Below are 18,686 nucleotides of genomic sequence, written 5' to 3'. Positions count from 1 at the left end.
TGATGAACATTCTCGACCGCTATCACGCCATGGATTACGGCCCGGCGCCGGAAGCCCGCAACGAGGCCGATGCCTGGCTTGCCGCCCGCGACTTTTCCAAGGCGCTGTTCATCGATGGTACCTGGAAGGCCGCATCCGGCGGCAAGAGCTTCGAGACCAGCGAGCCATCCTCCGGCAAGCTGCTGGCCAAAGTCTCCGACGCCAGGGCCACCGATATCGACGCGGCGGTTGCGGCGGCCGCCAAGGCGCTGCCCAAGTGGAGCGCCAGTTCAGGCTATGTCAGGGCGAAAGTGCTTTATGCCATCGGCCGTGCCATGCAGCGCCATCAGCGCCTGTTCGCGGTGCTTGAGACAATCGACAATGGCAAGCCGATCCGCGAAAGCCGCGATATCGACGTGCCGCTGGCGATCCGTCATTTCATCCACCATGCCGGCTGGGCACAGGCGCTGGACAGGGATTTCCCCGGTCACAAGGGTGTCGGCGTCGTCGGCCAGATCATCCCGTGGAACTTTCCGCTGCTGATGCTGGCCTGGAAGATCGCGCCGGCGCTCGCCGCGGGTTGTACGGTGGTACTGAAGCCGGCCGAGTTCACGCCGCTGACATCGATCCTGTTCGCCGAGATCTGCGAGCGCGCCGGCGTGCCGAAAGGCGTCGTCAACATCGTTCAGGGCGGCCCGGAAGCGGGCGCCGCCATCGTCAACCATCCCGGCGTCCAGAAGATCGCCTTCACCGGCTCATCCGAGGTCGGCAAGATCATCCGCAAGGCAACCGCCGGCTCGGGCAAGAAACTGTCGCTGGAACTCGGCGGCAAGTCGGCCTTCATCGTCTTCGAGGACGCCGATCTCGACAGCGCCGTCGAAGGCCTGGTCGACGGCATCTGGTTCAACCAGGGCCAGGTCTGCTGCGCCGGCTCGCGCCTGTTGGTCCAGGAAGGCATCGCCGACGCCCTGATCGCCAAGGTCAAGACGCGAATGAGCCGACTGCGTGTGGGCAGCCCGCTGGACAAGAACACCGATATCGGCCCGCTGGTCGATTTGACCCAGCTCGACCGGGTCAAGGGTCTGGTCGCCGAAGGAGCCAGACAAGGCGCGGTCTGCTGGCAGCCGGATGCGGCGCTGCCGTCCTCCGGCCATTATCACCTGCCGACACTCGCCACCAGTGTTTCGCCGGCTAATATTCTTGCTCAAGAGGAAGTGTTCGGCCCGGTGCTGGCGACCATGACCTTCCGCAACACCGAGGAAGCAATCGAGCTCGCCAACAACACGCGCTATGGGCTCGCCGCCTCGGTATGGAGCGAGAACGTCAATCTCGCTTTGCATGTCGCGCCGCAACTGAAGGCCGGCGTCGTCTGGGTCAACGGCACCAACATGTTCGACGCCGCCTGTGGTTTTGGCGGCTACCGCGAAAGCGGTTTCGGCCGCGAGGGTGGGCGGGAAGGCATGTTCGAATATCTCACGGCGAAACTGCCGCTTGGCCCGGTCATCAAGCCGGCGACGATCTCGGCGCCGCCCGTCGAGCAGGCGGACGGTTCGGCCATCGACCGCACGGCAAAGCTGTTCATCGGCGGCAAGCAAATTCGGCCGGACGGCAATTACTCGCTGGCGGTCGCCACCGCCAAGGGCAAGCTTGCAGGCGAGGTCGGGCTAGGCAGCCGCAAGGATATCCGCGATGCCGTCTCTGCGGCCCGCGCCTGCAAGGGCTGGCCGGATGCGACCGCCTATAACAGGTCCCAGGTGCTTTATTATCTGGCTGAAAATCTTTCCGGCCGTGCCGACGAGTTCTCGGCGCGCCTCGTGCAGCTCACGGGCGTCACCGCCAAGGCCGCGCGCGAGGAGGTCGACCAGTCGATCGAGCGGCTGTTCCTCTATGCCGGCCTTGCCGACAAGTTCGAGGGCCGCGTGCACCAGCCGCCGGCGCGTGCCGTGACATTGGCCCTGCACGAGCCGGTCGGCGTCGTCGGCATCGTCGCGCCTGACACCTCGCCGCTGCTCGGCCTGATCTCGCTGGTCGCACCGGCGCTGGCCATGGGCAACACGGTGGTCGCGGTGCCTTCGGAAAAATACCCGCTGCTGGCCACGGACCTCTATCAGGTCATCGAATATTCCGACGTTCCGGCCGGCGCCATCAACATCGTCACCGGCCGCACGGCGGAACTTGCCGGCGTGCTGGCCAAGCACGACGACGTCGACGGGCTGTGGGTGTTCGCCGATGCCGAGACCTGCGCCAAGGCGGAGGCCGACTCCATCGGCAACCTCAAGCGGGTCTGGAGCGGCAATGGCCGCGGCCTCGACTGGGCGTCCGACGAGGCCGCCGGCGATGCTTTCCTGCGCCGCGCCGTCGAGGTCAAGAATGTCTGGGTGCCTTACGGGGATTGAGCCATGTGGCTGTCCGCGATGGTGATCGTATTCGGACTTGACGCCCGGATGCATGTTCTTTAACGAGAAAAAACATCTTTATCTGTGAGTTGATGACGCGCAGGCCGCATGATGATGGCTGACTGGCACATGACGCCCCGGCCGGCTGCCGATAGACCCTAACGATGCCAAGCGGACGAGGAGAACAGCATGGCGGATCTGGCAGGCAAGGTCGTTGTCATCACGGCAGCGGCGCAAGGCATCGGCAAGGCGAGCGCGCTGGCGTTCGCCAAGGCAGGCGCCGTGGTCCACGCCACAGACATCAACGAAGCGCTGCTGGCTGAGCTCGCCAAGACCACCGGCATCAAGACCCGCAAGCTGGACGTGCTCAATGACGAGGCCGTCAACGCGGCCTTTGCCGAGATCGGCATCGTCGACGTCCTCTTCAATTGCGCCGGCTTCGTCCATTCCGGCTCGATCCTGGAGATGAAGGATACCGATCTCGATTTCGCCTTCAACCTCAATGTCCGCGCCATGATCCGCACCGTGCGGGCCGTGCTGCCCGGCATGCTGGAGCGCGGCGACGGATCGATCATCAACATGTCCTCGGTCGCCGGCGCCGGCAAAGGCGTGCCCAACCGCTTCGCCTATGGTGTCACCAAGGCCGCCGTCATCGGCCTGACCAAGGCGATCGCCGCTGACTATGTCGGCAAGGGCATACGCTGCAACGCCATTTGCCCCGGCACGGTCGAGAGCCCCTCGCTGCAGGACCGCATGCACGCGCAAGGCGATTACGATGCCGCCCGCGCCGCCTTTATCGCCCGCCAGCCGATGGGCCGGCTCGGCACGCCGGAGGAAATCGCCGATCTCGCCGTCTATCTGGCGGGCGCCACCTATACGTCCGGACAGGCCTACAATATCGACGGCGGCTGGTCGATCTAGGGTGCTCTCCCTAGCGGAAAAGCAGGTTGCTTCCGCGCTTGCCGGGCCACCATCCACTGGCTAGGTTCCGTCGGCCCTGGAACCACGTCGTCGCGGCGACGGAGCGAATTGTAATCGGCCGATGGCCGCAATCAGGAGAAGTATCTAGATGAAACTGCTGCGCTATGGCGAGGTGGGAAGCGAGCGCCCAGGTCTGCTCGATACGGATGGCATCATCCGCGATCTCTCCGCTCATGTCGCCGACATCAGTGGCAAGGCGCTGGACCCGGCATTGCTGGCTGATCTGGCGAAGATCGATCCGAAATCGCTGCCGGCGGTTTCCGGCAGCCCGCGCCTCGGCGCCTGCGTCGCCGGCACCGGCAAATTCATTTGCATCGGCCTCAACTATTCCGACCATGCCGCCGAAACCGGCGCCACCGTGCCGCCGGAACCGATCATCTTCATGAAGGCAAGCTCGGCCATTGTCGGGCCGGATGACGACGTGCTGATCCCGCGCGGCTCAGACAAGACCGATTGGGAAGTCGAACTGGCCGTGGTCATCGGCAGAAAAGCCAAATATGTCAGCGAAGCCGACGCCCTTGACTACGTTGCCGGCTATAGCGTTGCTCACGATGTGTCGGAACGCGCCTTCCAGGCCGAGCGGCAGGGCCAGTGGACCAAGGGAAAGTCCTGCGACACCTTCGGCCCCACCGGCCCATGGCTGGTGACCAAGGACGAGATCGCCGACCCGCAGAACCTGAAGATGTGGCTGACGGTCAACGGCAAGACGATGCAGAACGGCTCGACCAGGACCATGGTCTACGGCGTCAAGTACCTGGTGTCCTATCTCAGCCAGTTCATGTCGCTGCACCCCGGCGACATCATCTCGACCGGCACGCCGCCCGGCGTTGGCCTCGGCATGAAGCCGCCGGTGTTTTTGAAGGCTGGTGATGTGGTGGAGCTTGGTATTGAAGGGCTCGGCCAGCAGAAGCAGACGTTCAAGGCGGACGTGTAGAGGTTGCGCTGCCCCCTCATCCGGCCGCTTCGCGGCCACCTTCTCCCCGCTGGGGAGAAGAGGTGAGCGTCGGCGCTGACAATCTCCTCTCCCCTCGGGGAGAGGTCAGCCGAGCGAAGCGGAGGCTGGGTGAGGGGGCTGCGCCCGCCTACTTCAGCACCTTCCCATCCGCGCCAAACCGATAGGTCTTCGCAGGATCCGGCGTCGCATACAGCGTCGCACCTGGCTCTGCATCATAGACGCCGAAAATGCGCACCGTGATCAGCCCGGCCTTCTCGCAGTCGAGATAGAGATTGGTGTCGGCGCCGAGATGCTCGGCATGGACGACCGTTCCCTTCCATGCGCCTGAACTGGGATCGACGGTCAGGTGTTCCGGCCGCACGCCAATGGTCTTGGCGGTTTCTCCGAGCCTCGCGCCGTCGACGAAGTTCATCTTCGGCGAACCTATGAAGCCCGCGACGAACTCATTCGCCGGCGAATTGTAGAGCTCCATCGGGCCGCCGATCTGCTCGATGCGACCCGCGTTGAGCACGACGATCTTGTCGGCCAGCGTCATCGCCTCGACCTGATCGTGGGTGACGTAGATCATCGTCGCCTTCAACCGGCGGTGCAGCTGCGCGATCTCCAGCCGCGTGTTGACGCGCAGCGCGGCATCGAGGTTAGACAGAGGCTCGTCGAACAGGAACAGCTTCGGCTCGCGCACCACGGCGCGACCGATGGCGACGCGCTGGCGCTGACCACCGGAGAGTTCCGCCGGCCGCCTCTCGAGATAGGGCTCCAGCGACAGCATCGACGAGGCGATGCCGATACGCCGATCGATCTCGGCCGCCGGCGTCCCGGCCTGCTTGAGGCCGAGGCCCATATTGTTCTTCACCGTCAGATGCGGGTAGAGCGCATAGGTCTGGAACACCATGGCAATGCCGCGCTTGGCCGGCGGCGTGACGGAGACATCCGCGCCGTCGATGACCACGCGGCCGGAGGTCGAATCCTCCAGTCCGGCGATGACCCTGAGCAAGGTCGACTTGCCGCAGCCGGACGGACCGACGAAGACGACGAACTCGCCATCGTTCACTTCGAGGTTGATGCCCTTCAGCACCTCGACCGGCCCGAAGGCCTTCTTCACGTTCTCGATGTTCAGCGAGCCCACGGCGATCCTCCGGATTGGAATGTGGGCGCGAATGCAACCCCTGACGGCAATTCTGCGGTCACAATCGCACCGCCTTTCCGCTGCGCACGCTCTCGTCGGCGGCAAGGCAGACGGCGAGCGACTTGACCGCGTCGTCCATATGTTTGGTCAGATCCAGGTCCTCGCGGATCGCCTTGAGCACGAAGGCCTGTTCAAGGTCGCAGAGGTCCTGATGGCCGGGTTCGCCTGCCATCGACAACATTTCGTCCGGCCTAGCGAATTTGCCGTCCGGTCCGGTCGCGGCGCTGTGCAGGCGGATGGTCGATGTCTTGGTGTGGGTGTCGATGTCGTCCGACTTCACACCTTCCTTCATGACGATCGACACGCAGCCATTAGGAGAGATGACGTCCTTTACGAAGAAGGCCGTTTCCGAAATCATCGGACCCCAACCGGCCTCGTACCAGCCGACCGAGCCATCATCGAACAGCACCTGCAAATGGCCGTAATTGTACATGGAGGGCGCGACCTCCTCGGTCAGCCGCACGCCCATGCCGCGCACCTCGACAGGCTTCGCGTCGGTGATCTGCAGCATGACGTCGAGATAGTGGACGCCGCAGTCGACGATCGGCGAGGTCGTCTGCATCAACTGCTTGTGCGTCTCCCAGGTGGACCCCGAGGATTGCTGGTTGAGGTTCATGCGGAAGACGTAGGGGCCGCCGAGCTTCCGCGCCTCGGCGATCAGCCTGATCCAGGAGGGATGGTGACGTAGGATATAGCCGATCACCAATTTCTTGCCATTGGCCTTGGCCGCCGCGACGACGCGCTCGGCATCGGCCACGGTCGTCGCCAGCGGCTTTTCGACGAAGACATGGCAGCCGGCCTCCAACGCCCTCACCGCATAGTCGGCATGGCTGTCGGAATAGGTGGCGATGCAGGCGACATCGGGCTTTTCGTCACGCAGGGCATCATCGAAGGAACGCCTGATGCCGTAGCCGGACAGCCCGTCCGGCAGCGGCACATCGGAGCGGTTGATGAGTGCTGCGATCTGAAAGCCCGGATTGGTGTGATAGGCCAGCGCGTGGCTGCGGCCCATATTGCCGAGGCCGGCGACGATTACCCGTAGAGGATTTGGGACGCGAAGAGGCGTTTGCGAACTCACTTGACGGCTCCAGACGTGATGCCGCGGATCAGCTGCCGCGAGAAGATGACGTAGAGGATCAGCACCGGCATGATTGCCAGCGACAGCGCGGCCAGGATGGCGTTCCAGTTGGTGACGAACTGGCCGAGGAACAGCTGAGCGCCGAGCGTCACCGTCTTGGTTTCTTCCGACGGCGCCAGGATCAGCGGGAACCACAGATCGTTCCAGATCGGGATCATGGTGAAGACGGCGACGGTTGCCATCGATGGCCTGACCAGCGGCAGCACCAGCCGGAAGAAGATGGTGTATTCGGACAGTCCGTCGATGCGGCCGGCATTCTTCAAATCGTCGGAGACCTGCTTCATAAATTCCGACAGGATGAAGATGGCGAGCGGCAGGCCTTGAGCGGTGTAGACCAGGATCAGCGCCGTCAGCGTGTTGACCAGCCCGCTTGCCACCATCAATTGCAGGATGGCGACGGTGCCGAGGCGGATCGGGACCATGATGCCGAGAGCCAGATAGAGCCCCATCAGCGAATTGCCGCGAAAGCGGTATTCCGACAGCGCAAACGCCGCCATGGCGCCGAACAGCAGCACGAAAAACAACGAGGCGACGGTGACGACGAGGCTGTTCTGGAAATAGTGGATGAAGTCGCCCTGGCCGATCACGGTCGTGTAGCCGATCAGGTCGAATGTCCCGGGCGTCGGCGGCGTCAGCGGCGCGCCGAAGATGCCAGCGCGAGATTTAAACGAATTCATGATGACGAGGATCACCGGAAACAGCGCGATCACCGTGTAGGTCAGCAGGATCGCGTGGGCTCCGATGGTGCGGGGCATGGAACGAGTGGCGGTGCTCATCTGAGCGTCTCCTGACGGGCTGCAATTTTTAAGAGCGGCGCCCAGGCACCCCCCTCTGCCCTGCCGGGCATCTCCCCCGCAAGGGGGGAGATTGGCGGAGTTGGCCTTACCGCACTTCTTGCAACGCTGAAGATTGGCGAAGGCCGAAGTGACATCTGATCTCCCCCCTTGCGGGGGAGATGGCCGGCAGGCCAGAGGGGGGTGTTTAGCCGTGACATATCCGCCCCTCAGAACTGGTAGCGACGCAGGCGCGTCTGCACGAGGAAGAGGTAAACGCAGACGCCGCCGAGGATGATCAGGAACATCATCGTGGCGATCGCAGCGCCCATGTTGGGGTCGCCGACCTGCAGCTGGAAGCCGAAGAAGGCGCGATAGAGGAAGGTGCCGAGAATGTCGGTCGAATAGTTCGGCCCGGCGAGCGCCCCTTGCGCGGTGTAGATCAGGTCGAAGGCGTTGAAATTGCCGACGAAGGTGAGGATCGAAATGATGCCGATCGACGGCAGGATCAGCGGCAGCTTGATCTTCCAGAATTGCGACAGGCCGGTGATGCCGTCGCATTCGGCGGCTTCGATCACCTCTTCGGGGATCGACAGCAGGGCGGCGTAGATCAGCATCATCGGGATGCCGACGAACTGCCATACCGAGATCAGGCTGAGCGCGGTCAGCGCATATTGCTCCTTGCCCAGCCAAGGCGTGAACAGGCTTTTCAGGCCGAAAAGGTCCATCAGATGTGGCGCCACGCCCCATAGCGGAGACAGGATCAGCTTCCAGGCGAAGCCGACGATAACGAAGGACAGAATGGTCGGCACGAAGATCGCCGTGCGGTAGAAGGCCGCGAATCTCAGTCTCGGGCTGGACAGCATGGCGGCCAGCATGACGCCGATCGGGTTCTGCACGAGCATGTGGATGATGAAGAACCAGGTATTGTTCCTGAGCGCGTTCCAGAAACCTACCGACCAGTTGGGATCGCCAAACAGGGCGCGGAAGTTCTGCAGCCCGACGAAAACCTGGTGCTGCTCGATATTGCGGAACAGCGACAGCTGCAGCGTGCCGGCGAGCGGCAGGATCATGATCGCCGTGTAAACGAGCACCGCCGGCGCCAGGAAGATGCCGATGTGCCAGCGGAACGGTCGTTTCGGTCTGATGTCTGCGGCCATGAGTTCGGTCCCCGCCGATCAGGTTGGCAAATGCCGCCAAAGGCGCGGCGCCTCTCTCCCCTCGAGGGGAGGGTGCCTCGCGAAGCGAGGCGGGTGGGGTCGGTCAAGGCAGTGCGCCATCGACATTTGACCGTGCTTTCAAGCAACGATCAAGTCGCGGCTGCCTCCACCGACCCCCTCTGTCGCCTTCGGCGACATCTCCCCCTTGAGGGGGGAGATAAGCAGCGCTCAGCCTGAGCTCTTACTTGGCCGGCTTGTACCAGCTGTCGAGACCGGCCTGCAGCTTCTTGGCCGCGGCTTCCGGCGTATCGGTGCCGTTGATGACGTTGGCCGATTCAACCCAGGTCTCGTTTTCGAGATTCGGCGTGCCGCGCGACAGGATTTGATAGGTCGAGCGGATCGTCGACTTGCACTTGCCGCGCCAGGAGACGAATTCCTGCGCCAGCGGGTCTGCCATCTTCACCGGAGCGGAGTTCAGGCTGAAGAAGCCTGGCAGCGCGTTGGCGTAGATGGTGGCGAAGTCCGGCGAAGCGACCCAGGACAGGAATGTCTTGGCCGCATCGGCGTTCTTCGAAGCTGCGTTCAGGCCCATGCCGATGTCGGTATGGTCAGAGATGTAGCAGGTGTCGCCGGCCTTCTCGACCGGAGGCGGGAAGGCGCCCATCTTGAACTGGGCCTGCGTGTTGAACAGGCCGATTTCCCACGAGCCGGCCGGGTAGATGGCGGCGCGGCCGAGCGTGAAAAGGTTCTGGCTGTCCGGGTAGGTCTGCGCTTCAAACCCATCGCCGAGATAAGGCTTCCACTTGGCCAATTCCTCAAACGGCGCGACCCAGTCCTTGTCGGTCAACTTCTGATCGCCCTTGATCAGCGCTGCGCGGCCGTCCTCGCCCTTCCAGTAGTTGGGGCCGATGTTCTGGTAGCCCATGGTCGCGGCTTCCCAGAGATCCTTGGTGCCCATCGCCATCGGGATGTAGGTGCCGTCGGCCTTGATCTTGTCGAGCGCGGCGAAGAACTCGGCGCGGGTCTCCGGCACCTTGATGCCGAGCTTGTCGAAAGCATCCTTGTTGTAGATGAAGCCGTGGATGACCGAGGCCATCGGCACGCAGAAGCTCACCTTGCCGTCGTCTGTCTGCCAGGCGGATTTGGCCACAGGAGAGAAGTTTTCCATGCCCGGCAGCGCCGAGAGATCGGCAAGGTTGCCCTTCTTGAACAGTTCAAGCGACTTGTCGAACGGGCGGCAGGTGATCAGGTCGCCCGCCGAGCCGGCGGCGAGCTTGGCGCCGAGTGCGGCGTCATATTCGGTCGGCGCCGACGGTGCGAACACCACTTTGATGCCCGGGTTCTTGGCTTCGAAAGCCGGGATCAGCTTGTCCTTCCAGATGGCAAGGTCGTCGCCGCGCCAGCTTTCGATGTTGAGCGTTACGTCGCCGGCATAAGCGACCCCGGCCGAGCCGAGAATGCTGGTGCCCAGAAGCAGTGCCGTCAGTAGTTTCCTTGTCATGCTCAGTCTCCCTGTTGACCTTTTTCAGGTTCGGTTTTGATGAGAACAGAGGCTTTTGACCCCTTGCTCCCCTCTATAGCAGAAAGGGCCGGCCGCAGCTTCTGGCCAGCCTCTTCCAGTATCTTCTGCGCCGCGTCGGCGCTGTCGGCGCCGGCGGCAAGCAGAATGGCGGTCTTGACCGCGCCGCCGCTCTTCTCGAGCAGACGGGCCGCTTCGTCCGTGCCGCGTCCGCTGACGGCGGCGACGATGCGTGCCGCGCGGTCGCGCAGCTTGATGTTGTCGGCCATCAAATTGACCATGTAACCATCATGGACATGGCCGAGATGAACCGCTGTCAGCGTCGACAGCATGTTGAGCGCGATCTTCTGGGCGGTGCCGGCGCCCATGCGCGTCGAGCCGGCGATCAGCTCCGGCGGGGTTTCGAGCAGGATGGCGATTTCGGCTTGTCGCAGCAGAGCCGAGTCCCGGTTGTTGGCTATAGCGATTGTGGCCGCGCCCCGCAGCCGGGCGTCCTCGATGGCCCGCACTGCATAAGGTGTGGTGCCGCTGGCGGAGATGGCGATCAGGCAGTCGCCCTCGCCGATGCCGGCCTTGGCGACCGCTGCCGCAGCCTCCTCGGTGTCGTCTTCCGGTCCGCCGGCCAGCGTCCGGAAGGCCTCGTCGCCGCCGGCGATCAGGATGGCGATGCGGTCGCGGTGAATGCCGAAGGTGCCTGGCAGCTCCAACGCGTCGGCCAGCGCCATCAGGCCCGAACTGCCGGCCGCCGCATAGGCAAGCTTGCCGCCGCCGTTCAGCCTGCCGGCAACGATTTCGGCTGCCCTGGCAATGGAAGGAATGGCATGGCGCACCACTTTCGCGGCTTCAATCTGCGCATCGGCCAAATAGGAAAGGATGGCGTCCGGAGCCTGGATATCCAGCCCCTCGGCATTTTTGTGAAGCGCTTCGGTGCGCGTTTCGGCCATCCCAGTTCCTCCAATACCAGAACAATACCAAAAAAATACCACTTGTCCACACGCATTAACGAACTCGTGGGTCGGAAATCGGTGAAGAGACGGAATACCGTGGTTTTTCAATAAAATACGGCTTAATCTTTTTGATTCGGAAATTAACACTTGGCTATTGGTATTTTATTGGTATTATCCGCCGGGAGGAGAAATCGTGTGAATTTCGTGCTCGGAATCGATGGCGGCGGCACCAGCTGCCGGGCAGCCCTGGCGACAGCGGACGGTGCCGTCATTGGCCGCGCCAAAAGCGGCGCTGCCAACATCCGCACCGATCTGACCGGCGCCCGGTCGAACATCGTCGAAGCGGCGCGGCAGGCGTTCATCGACGCCGGGCAGGACCCGGACCTGATCCCGCAGACACCGGCAATTCTTGGCCTGGCCGGCGCCAATGTCGGCACCTACCGGCAGCAGCTCGAATCGATCCTGCCGTTCAGCATCAGCCGCGTCGAGACCGACGCCGAGATCGCGCTCGAAGGCGCTGTCGGCTCCGGTGACGGCGCCATGGCGATCCTCGGCACCGGCACCGCCTATATGGCGCGCAAGAACGGCAAGTCGCGCGCCATCGGCGGCTGGGGTTTCCAGGTCGGCGACCAGGGCAGCGGCGCCCGCATCGGCCGCGATCTGCTCGAGCAGACGCTGCTTGCTTATGATGGCGTTCGCGAGGGTTCGCCGTTGACGCAGAGCATGCTGGCCGTTTTCCGCAACAATCCGGAGGACGTCGTCGAATTCACCACCAATGCCAAGCCCGGCGATTTCGGCGGCTTCGCACCCAAGGTGTTCGAGCATGCCGCGAAGGGCGACAGCATCGCCAACTGGATCCTCGACAGGGCGGTCGCCGATGTCGAGGCCTCGCTCGGCGCGCTCGATCTTTCGGACGACGCGCCGCTGTGCCTGCTTGGCGGGCTGGCTCCGCTCTACGCGCCGCGCCTGTCGGCCCGCTACCGCGCGCTGCTGAAGCCGCCGCTCGACGACGCGCTGGGCGGCGCGGTGCAGATGGCAGGTCGTCTGTTCGCCAGGCCAGCGGAGGCGGCCCGATGAGCGAGGCCGCCGACCAGATATTCGCCATGCTGAAACATCAGGCGCAGAGCGGCGCGCCGCTCTACCTGCAGCTTCGCAAGAGCATCGAGGATGCGGTCAATCGCGGCCTGATCGGGCCGGGCGACGCGCTGCCGTCCGAGCGCGACATCGCCACCAAGGCCGACATTTCGCGCGTCACCGTGCGCAAGGCGGTGCAGGACCTGGTCAAGGGCGGCATCCTGGTCCAGCGCCATGGTTCCGGCACGTTCGTCGCGCCGCGCATGGAGCGCGTCGAGCAGTCGCTGTCGCGCCTGACCTCGTTTACAGAGGACATGGCGCGGCGCGGCATGGCGGTGCGTTCGGCCTGGCTCGACCGCGGTCTTTACGCGCCCTCGCCCGACGAGATGATGGTGCTCGGCCTGTCGTCGAACGAACTGGTGGCGCGGGTGGCGCGCCTGCGCATTGCCAATGACACGCCGCTGGCGATCGAACGCGCCTCGCTGTCGGCCAGCGTGCTGCCCGATCCGGCCGATATTGGCTCCTCGCTCTATGCGGCGCTGGAGTTGACCGGCAACCGGCCGGTGCGGGCGGTGCAGCGCATCTCCGCCGCCAATCTCGGCGACAGCGACGCACGCCTGCTCGAAGTGCCGCCAGGCATCGCCGGCCTGCACATCGAGCGCATTTCCTATCTGGCGAGCGGCAAGGTGATCGAATTCACCCGCTCTATCTATAGGGGCGACGCCTATGATTTCGTCGCCGAGCTGCGGCTGACGGGGCCGAGTGAAGAGGGCCGATCATGAGTACAAAGCCAACCAAGTCGACGAAGCCGACCTATATGCGGCGCGAGATCGAGGAGATCCCGCAAGCCGTCGCCCGCCTGCTCGATGGCTCCGGCGCGGTACTGACCGAGGCCGGGCGCGGCATCCGCGAACGCGACCCGCAGTTTGTCGTCACGGTGGCGCGCGGCTCGTCCGACCATGCCGCCACCTTCATGAAATATGCCGTCGAGTTGACCGCGGGCCTCGCCGTCGCATCGGTCGGACCATCCGTCGCCTCGATCTATGGGCGCAAGCTCAGGCTTGCCGGCTCGGCCTGCCTGGCGATCTCGCAGTCGGGCAAGAGCCCCGACATCGTGGCCATGGCCGAAACCGCGCGGGCCGGCGGCGCGCTGACCATCGCCATCACCAACACCGCCGATTCGCCGCTGGCGCGTGCTTCGGATTACGCCATCGATATCCTGGCCGGCCCCGAGCGAAGCGTGGCGGCCACCAAGACCTTCATCAATTCCGCTGTGGCCGGTCTCGCTTTGATGGCGCATGCCACCGGCGACGATGCGCTGCTGGCAGCGCTTGCCCGCTTGCCGGAGCATTTCCGCAAAGCCATCACCTGCGACTGGATGAGCGTGCTCGCCGAAACCATCGAGAAGCAGAAATCGCTGTTCATCCTCGGCCGCGGACCATCGGCGGCGATGGCCAACGAGGCGGCACTGAAATTCAAGGAGACCTGCGGCATGCATGCCGAGGCCTATAGCGCCGCCGAAGTCATGCATGGCCCGCTGGCGCTGATCGGCCCCGATTTTCCGGTGCTGGCGCTGGCCGCGCGCGATGCGTCCGAACCGTCCGTCGCCGAGGCTGCCGACGGCCTGGCGGCCAAGGGTGCCCCGGTATTCGTCACCTCTGCGCTTGCCCAGCGTGCCGTGCGCCTGCCGCATGTCGCCACCGGCAATCCCCTGACCGACCCGCTGACGCTGATCGTTTCCTTCTACATGTTCGTCGAGGCCCTTGCCCGCCATCGCGGCCTCGACCCGGACACGCCGCGCAATCTTCGCAAGGTGACGGAGACAGTATGAGCGATCGCTTTGCCCTGACCGGTGCCCGGATTTTCGACGGCGACGATTGGCATGACGGCCACGCGCTGCTCGTGCGCGACGGGTTGGTCGAGGCCATCCTGCCCACGGGCGCCATTGCCGCGGATGTCCGCGTCGTCGCGACCGGCGGTGGCGTGCTGGCGCCGGGTTTCGTCGATGTGCAGGTCAATGGCGGCGGCGGCGTCATGCTCAACGACCATCCCGATGTCGCGTCGCTCGAAACCATCTGCAAGGCACATGCGCCGTTCGGCACGACGGCGCTGCTGCCGACGTTGATCACCGATACACCCGATATCACTGCCGCCGCGATTGCCGCCGGCGAGGCAACGGCGCTGCAGAAGGTTCGGGGTTTTCTCGGCCTGCATCTCGAAGGGCCGCATCTGTCGATCGCCCGCAAAGGTGCGCATGATCCGGCGCTGATCCGGCCGATGACGGATGCCGACCAGGCAAGGCTGATCGCGGCGCGGCAAAAGCTGCCGGTGCTGCTCACCACCATAGCACCCGAATCCGTCGAACCGGCGCGCGTCTCGGCGCTCGCCAAGGCTGGAATCATCGTCAGCCTTGGCCATTCCGACACCGGCTACGCGGTGGCCAGCACCTTTGCCAAGGCCGGCGCCTCGATGGTCACCCATCTGTTCAACGCTATGAGCCAGATCGGCAACCGCGAGCCCGGGCTGGCGGGCGCGGCCATAGACATCGGCACATTGTCGGCCGGTCTCATCGCCGACGGCATCCATGTCGATCCCGCCACCATCAAGATCGCGCTGCGTGCAAAGCAAGGTCCCGGCAGGATCGTGCTGGTCAGCGACGCCATGGCGACGATTGGCACCGACATGACCTCGTTCACACTCAACGGCCGTACCATCTACCGCAGGGATGGCAGCCTGCGGCTTGCCGACGGAACGCTGGCGGGTGCCGATCTCGACATGATCTCGGCCGTTCGCTACGTCCACCGGGTTGTCGGGCTGGACCTGTCGGAAGCCTTGCGCATGGCCTCGCTTTATCCGGCGCAGGCGATCGGCCAGTCGCACCGGCTCGGCCGCTTCGCCAACGGCACGGCGGCGGATATCGTTTCGCTGTCGGACGATCTCGACATGAAGGGGGTCTGGATTGGTGGCGACAAGGTTTTTGGGGTTGGCGCCCCAGGCTGACCTACCGGCCGCGCAGCTCCAATTTCAGGCTGTGTAGAGATCCTTATATGTCTCGCGCAAAAGATTCTTCTGCACCTTGCCCATGGTGTTGCGCGGCAGTTCGTCGACGAAGATGACCCGCTTGGGGAGCTTGTATTTCGCCACGCGTTCGCCGATGGCGCCGAGAATTTCAGCTCCGGTGATCCGCGATGCCGGCGCCCGCACGACGACAGCGGTGACGCCCTCGCCGAAATCCGGATGGGCAACGCCGATGACGGCGCTTTCGCTGACCCCGTCAAGCGCGTCGATCTCGCTTTCGAGTTCCTTCGGATAAATGTTGTAGCCGCCGGAAATAACCAGGTCCTTGCCGCGGCCGACGATATGGACGTAGCCGTCGGCATCGATGAGGCCGAGATCGCCAGTGATGAAGAAGCCGTCGGCGCGGAATTCCGCTTTGGTCTTCTCCGGCATGCGCCAATAGCCGCCGAAGACATTCGGGCCCTTCACCTCGATCATGCCCACCTCGCCTTGCGCAAGTGCTGCGCCGCTGTCGGGATCGGCGATGCGAAGCGTAACGCCGGGCAAGGGGAAACCGACCGTGCCGGCGCGCCGTTCGCCCTGATAAGGGTTCGATGTGTTCATGTTGGTCTCGGTCATGCCGTAGCGCTCGAGGATCGCGTGGCCGGTGCGCTCGCGCCAGGCCCTGTGCGTCTCCGCCAGCAGCGGCGCCGACCCGGAGATGAAAACACGGATGTTTTTCGCCGCCTCGCGGTCCAGCCCATCCTGCTGCAGCAGGCGCACATAGAAGGTCGGCACGCCCATCAGGACCGTGGCGCGCGGCAGCAGCGAGATGATGCGGGCCGGATCGAACTTCTGCTCGAACAGCATCGAAGCGCCGGACATCAGGATGACATTGGTGGCGACGAACAGGCCATGCGTGTGGAAGATTGGCAACGCGTGAATCAGCACGTCTTCTCCGGTGAAGCGCCAGTGCTCGACCAGCACGCGCGCGTTTGAGGCGAGGTTCTCGTGGCTGAGCATGGCGCCTTTCGAGCGGCCGGTCGTTCCCGACGTGTAGAGGATCGCCGCGAGATCGTCCGGCCCGCGAGCCACGTCATGAAAATCCATCGGCAGCCGCGAGGCCTGATCGGTGAGCGTTCCCTGGCCATCGCGGCCGAGCGTGAGGGTGGCAGCGCCTGTTTTTTCCGCCAAGGCTGCGATGTCGGATGCCCTCGCCGGATCGCAGACGACCAGCCGTGGCTCGGCATCGCTGAAGAAATACTCCAGCTCAGTCAACGTGTAGGCGGTATTGAGTGGCAGGAAGACGGCGCCGGCACGCAGGCAGGCGAGATAGAGCAGAACCGCTTCGGGGCTCTTCTCGACCTGAACGGCGACCCGGTCGCCCGGTTCGACATCCAACTGCAAGAGCGCATGCGCGAGCTGGGCCGAGCGCTCCAGCATATAGCCATAGCTGAGCGAGCGGCCGTCATCGATTTCCATCAGCAGGCGCCCAGGCGCCGGCATCCGGGACCGGAACGCATCGAACAGATGATTGCTCATGAAGGCTTCCCTGGGGCGGCGGAACGGCGGGCCTTGCACACGCGCTTGGAACGGCATGCCTTGGCGGCGAAGAGTTCGCGGTTCTTGGCTCCGCCGTCAAGGCCGCGGACAGGGGTTCGCGCCGGCCGTGCCAATGCCGCTGGATGGCAACAATGGGCGTAAGGACCCGCGGGAAAAACGACCGCTATAGCCGGGCGTGTGCGGGCTTGCCGGCGATCGCCTTTGCAGCTTCGTCCTGCTCGAAGCGTTTCATGCACATGGCGGCGGTCAGTTGGTAGTGGTTGATCAGTGCCTCGACGGCGCCGTCGGCATTGCCATCCAGCGCGCATTCGGCGATCAGGCGATGCTCGCCGAAAAGGTCGCGCTGGACACCTTCGCCGTCATGAACCATTTGCCGATAGCGATAGGCATGATCGGAAAGTTGATCGCAGAACCCCACCAGCCATTGCGATCGGCAGGCCGAGATCAGCACCCTATGGAAGATGCGGTGCAGCCGCTCCCAATCCGGATCGAGCGAGACGGGATTCTGCGGCGAAAAACGTGACGCGCGGCCCAGGCGATGCAGCGCCAGGACGAGCTGTTCTTCCCATTCGGCGGTTCTGTGGGCGATGGATTCGCGAAGCGCCCGCTCCTCGAGCCAGCAGCGGGTGCGCGTCAGCTCCTCGAGCTCCGACGCGCTAATCGGCATGATGAAGAAGCCGCGCTGGTCGTGGCGGCCGAGAAGCCCTTCCGAAGCAAGGCGATTGAGGGCTTCGCGGACAGGAGAGGCGCCAGCCCCATATTTGGAGACCACCCACTCGACCCGCAGCTTGCTCTCGGCTTCAAGAACACCCCCGAGAAGGTCGTCGCGCAATTGCTGGTAGACCGCGCTGGCAAGGGTGCTCTTGGGTCCTGCAGCGTCGTCGTTCAGATTGGCAGCTCCGTATGTCAAAGCGACTCCTTGTTCCCAATTTTGTTTTGGGCAATTCGAGTCCGAAAGCATTCCCCTTTCGTACATGTACCATACAGTACCTGCTGTTGTGCGCTCAAGCAGAAGGCCACGCTATTGTACTTAAGCACAAAGGAATATACGGCTTTCCAGAGCTCGATGCTGTAATTTCGCGCATCCCTACAACCTGCGGAAACTTGACATGTTTTCTATGCACGCAGGAGAATCTGTTCGTCCTGTTCTTTTGTATGTGCGTGGGACCAACTGTTCTGTTTGGCGGCGAACACCGAATCAGACCGCCTCCGCTTCCAGATCCGATGCCGCGGCACCATCGCTCACAAGCCGGCGCCCGGCACCGGGCCCTTGGCCGGCATATCGGATTGATCGGAGACGGATACGTCGCGAATTAGCCGGCTGCGTTGTCGGCTGCCGTCCTGATCGCCTGGATGTTCTGACGGTAGGCTTCGACACTGCCGCCCTTGAAGATGGCGGCGCCCGCCACCAGAACGTCGGCGCCGGCGGCGGTGACCAGCGGCGCGGTTTCGGCCGAAACGCCGCCGTCGATCTCGATGCGGATCGGGCGGCTGCCGATCAGCGCCTTGATCCGCTTCACCTTGTCGACGATTGCCGGAATGAAGGCCTGGCCGCCGAAGCCCGGATTGACGGTCATGACGAGGATCAGGTCGAGCCGGTCGAGCACGTATTCGACGGCGCTTTCCGGCGTCGCCGGATTGAGCGACACACCAGCCTTCTTGCCAAGGTTCCTGATGGTCTGCAGCGAGCGGTCGAGATGTGGTCCGGCCTCGGCATGCACCGTCAAGCCGTCGCAGCCTGCCTCGGCAAAAGCAGCCAGGTAGGGGTCAGCCGGGGCAATCATCAGATGGCAGTCGAAGAAGGCCTTGGTGCGGTCGCGGATCGCCTTGATCACCGGCGGGCCAAAGGTGATGTTGGGGACGAAATGCCCGTCCATCACATCGAGATGAATCCAGTCGGCGCCGGCCGCCACCACCGCTTCGACCTCATCACCGAGTTTGGAAAAATCCGACGCCAGCACCGAAGGTGCGATCAGGGTCTTTTTGCTCACAGGTGCCGCCTTTCCGAGCGCCCTTTT

16 protein-coding genes are annotated in these 18,686 nt (G+C 63.9%); 7 read left to right on the top strand and 9 right to left on the bottom strand.

The features are described from left to right. The first annotated feature begins 2 nt into the window (after positions 1-2). The 3 genes from NKJ90_RS11880 (at position 3) to NKJ90_RS11870 (ending at position 4,290) form a co-directional block, all read left to right on the top strand. Positions 3-2,375 carry an aldehyde dehydrogenase family protein gene (locus NKJ90_RS11880; RefSeq protein WP_352486118.1) on the top strand — a complete coding sequence of 791 codons (2,373 nt, stop codon included), beginning with the start codon at positions 3-5 and terminating at the stop codon, positions 2,373-2,375. A 189-nt stretch (positions 2,376-2,564) separates the two neighbouring features. Beyond that, positions 2,565-3,296 carry an SDR family oxidoreductase gene (locus NKJ90_RS11875; RefSeq protein ID WP_023761323.1) on the top strand — a complete coding sequence of 244 codons (732 nt, stop codon included), beginning with the start codon at positions 2,565-2,567 and terminating at the stop codon, positions 3,294-3,296. 148 nt (positions 3,297-3,444) lie between these two features. Beyond that, a complete protein-coding gene (locus NKJ90_RS11870; protein ID WP_023761322.1) occupies positions 3,445-4,290 on the top strand; it encodes a fumarylacetoacetate hydrolase family protein in 846 nt (281 codons plus the stop codon). Between the two features lie 148 nt (positions 4,291-4,438). Here NKJ90_RS11870 and NKJ90_RS11865 read toward each other — a convergent pair whose 3' ends face one another. The 6 genes from NKJ90_RS11865 to NKJ90_RS11840 form a co-directional block, all read right to left on the bottom strand. After that, a complete protein-coding gene (locus NKJ90_RS11865; protein WP_023761321.1) occupies positions 4,439-5,437 on the bottom strand; it encodes an ABC transporter ATP-binding protein in 999 nt (332 codons plus the stop codon). 58 nt (positions 5,438-5,495) lie between these two features. Beyond that, on the bottom strand, positions 5,496-6,575 hold the full coding sequence (locus tag NKJ90_RS11860) for a Gfo/Idh/MocA family protein (protein WP_023761320.1): 1,080 nt from the start codon (positions 6,573-6,575) through the stop codon (positions 5,496-5,498). After that, entirely contained in the window at positions 6,572-7,411 is an 840-nt protein-coding gene (locus NKJ90_RS11855) for a carbohydrate ABC transporter permease (protein ID WP_352486117.1), read from the bottom strand. The genes NKJ90_RS11860 and NKJ90_RS11855 overlap by 4 nt, the downstream gene beginning before the upstream one ends. 227 nt (positions 7,412-7,638) lie before the next feature. Continuing rightward, positions 7,639-8,568: a carbohydrate ABC transporter permease gene (locus NKJ90_RS11850; protein ID WP_023762458.1), complete on the bottom strand. Its 930-nt coding sequence runs from the start codon at positions 8,566-8,568 to the stop codon at positions 7,639-7,641. Positions 8,569-8,809: 241 nt separating this feature from the next. Continuing rightward, the gene (locus NKJ90_RS11845; protein WP_023762459.1) at positions 8,810-10,069 is read right to left on the bottom strand and encodes an ABC transporter substrate-binding protein; all 1,260 of its coding nucleotides are present in this window, start codon (positions 10,067-10,069) and stop codon (positions 8,810-8,812) included. A gap of 2 nt (positions 10,070-10,071) precedes the next feature. Then, complete coding sequence (locus NKJ90_RS11840; RefSeq protein ID WP_023762460.1) at positions 10,072-11,031, bottom strand: N-acetylmuramic acid 6-phosphate etherase; 960 nt, start codon at positions 11,029-11,031, stop codon at positions 10,072-10,074. Between the two features lie 198 nt (positions 11,032-11,229). Here NKJ90_RS11840 and NKJ90_RS11835 point away from each other — a divergent pair, with 198 nt between their 5' ends. From NKJ90_RS11835 to nagA, 4 genes are read left to right on the top strand one after another with little or no spacing between them, the layout of a single operon-like run. Then, positions 11,230-12,111, top strand: coding sequence for a glucosamine kinase nucleotide-binding domain-containing protein (locus tag NKJ90_RS11835; protein WP_023762461.1), 882 nt, complete (start codon positions 11,230-11,232; stop codon positions 12,109-12,111). Further along, positions 12,108-12,890: a GntR family transcriptional regulator gene (locus NKJ90_RS11830; protein ID WP_023762462.1), complete on the top strand. Its 783-nt coding sequence runs from the start codon at positions 12,108-12,110 to the stop codon at positions 12,888-12,890. The genes NKJ90_RS11835 and NKJ90_RS11830 overlap by 4 nt, the downstream gene beginning before the upstream one ends. Continuing rightward, a complete protein-coding gene (locus NKJ90_RS11825; RefSeq protein ID WP_023762463.1) occupies positions 12,887-13,939 on the top strand; it encodes an SIS domain-containing protein in 1,053 nt (350 codons plus the stop codon). The genes NKJ90_RS11830 and NKJ90_RS11825 overlap by 4 nt, the downstream gene beginning before the upstream one ends. After that, on the top strand, positions 13,936-15,108 hold the full coding sequence (gene nagA, locus NKJ90_RS11820; RefSeq protein WP_023762464.1) for an N-acetylglucosamine-6-phosphate deacetylase: 1,173 nt from the start codon (positions 13,936-13,938) through the stop codon (positions 15,106-15,108). The genes NKJ90_RS11825 and nagA overlap by 4 nt, the downstream gene beginning before the upstream one ends. A gap of 24 nt (positions 15,109-15,132) precedes the next feature. On the opposite strand, the gene NKJ90_RS11815 is transcribed toward nagA, so the two are convergent. From NKJ90_RS11815 to rpe, 3 genes are all read right to left on the bottom strand, one after another. Further along, entirely contained in the window at positions 15,133-16,647 is a 1,515-nt protein-coding gene (locus NKJ90_RS11815) for a malonate--CoA ligase (protein WP_031261207.1), read from the bottom strand. 184 nt (positions 16,648-16,831) lie between these two features. Beyond that, on the bottom strand, positions 16,832-17,578 hold the full coding sequence (locus NKJ90_RS11810) for a GntR family transcriptional regulator (RefSeq protein WP_352486116.1): 747 nt from the start codon (positions 17,576-17,578) through the stop codon (positions 16,832-16,834). A 403-nt stretch (positions 17,579-17,981) separates the two neighbouring features. Further along, positions 17,982-18,659 (bottom strand): ribulose-phosphate 3-epimerase, encoded by a 678-nt coding sequence (gene rpe, locus NKJ90_RS11805; RefSeq protein WP_023762467.1) that lies wholly within the window; start codon positions 18,657-18,659, stop codon positions 17,982-17,984. Positions 18,660-18,686: the final 27 nt, after the last annotated feature.

Origin of the sequence: Mesorhizobium sp. M0051 (genome assembly GCF_040323235.1) — a bacterium.
GTDB lineage: Bacteria > Pseudomonadota > Alphaproteobacteria > Rhizobiales > Rhizobiaceae > Mesorhizobium.
The sequence above is the reverse complement of the archived record's forward strand: the minus strand, read 5'-3'. Positions and strand labels throughout refer to the sequence as shown.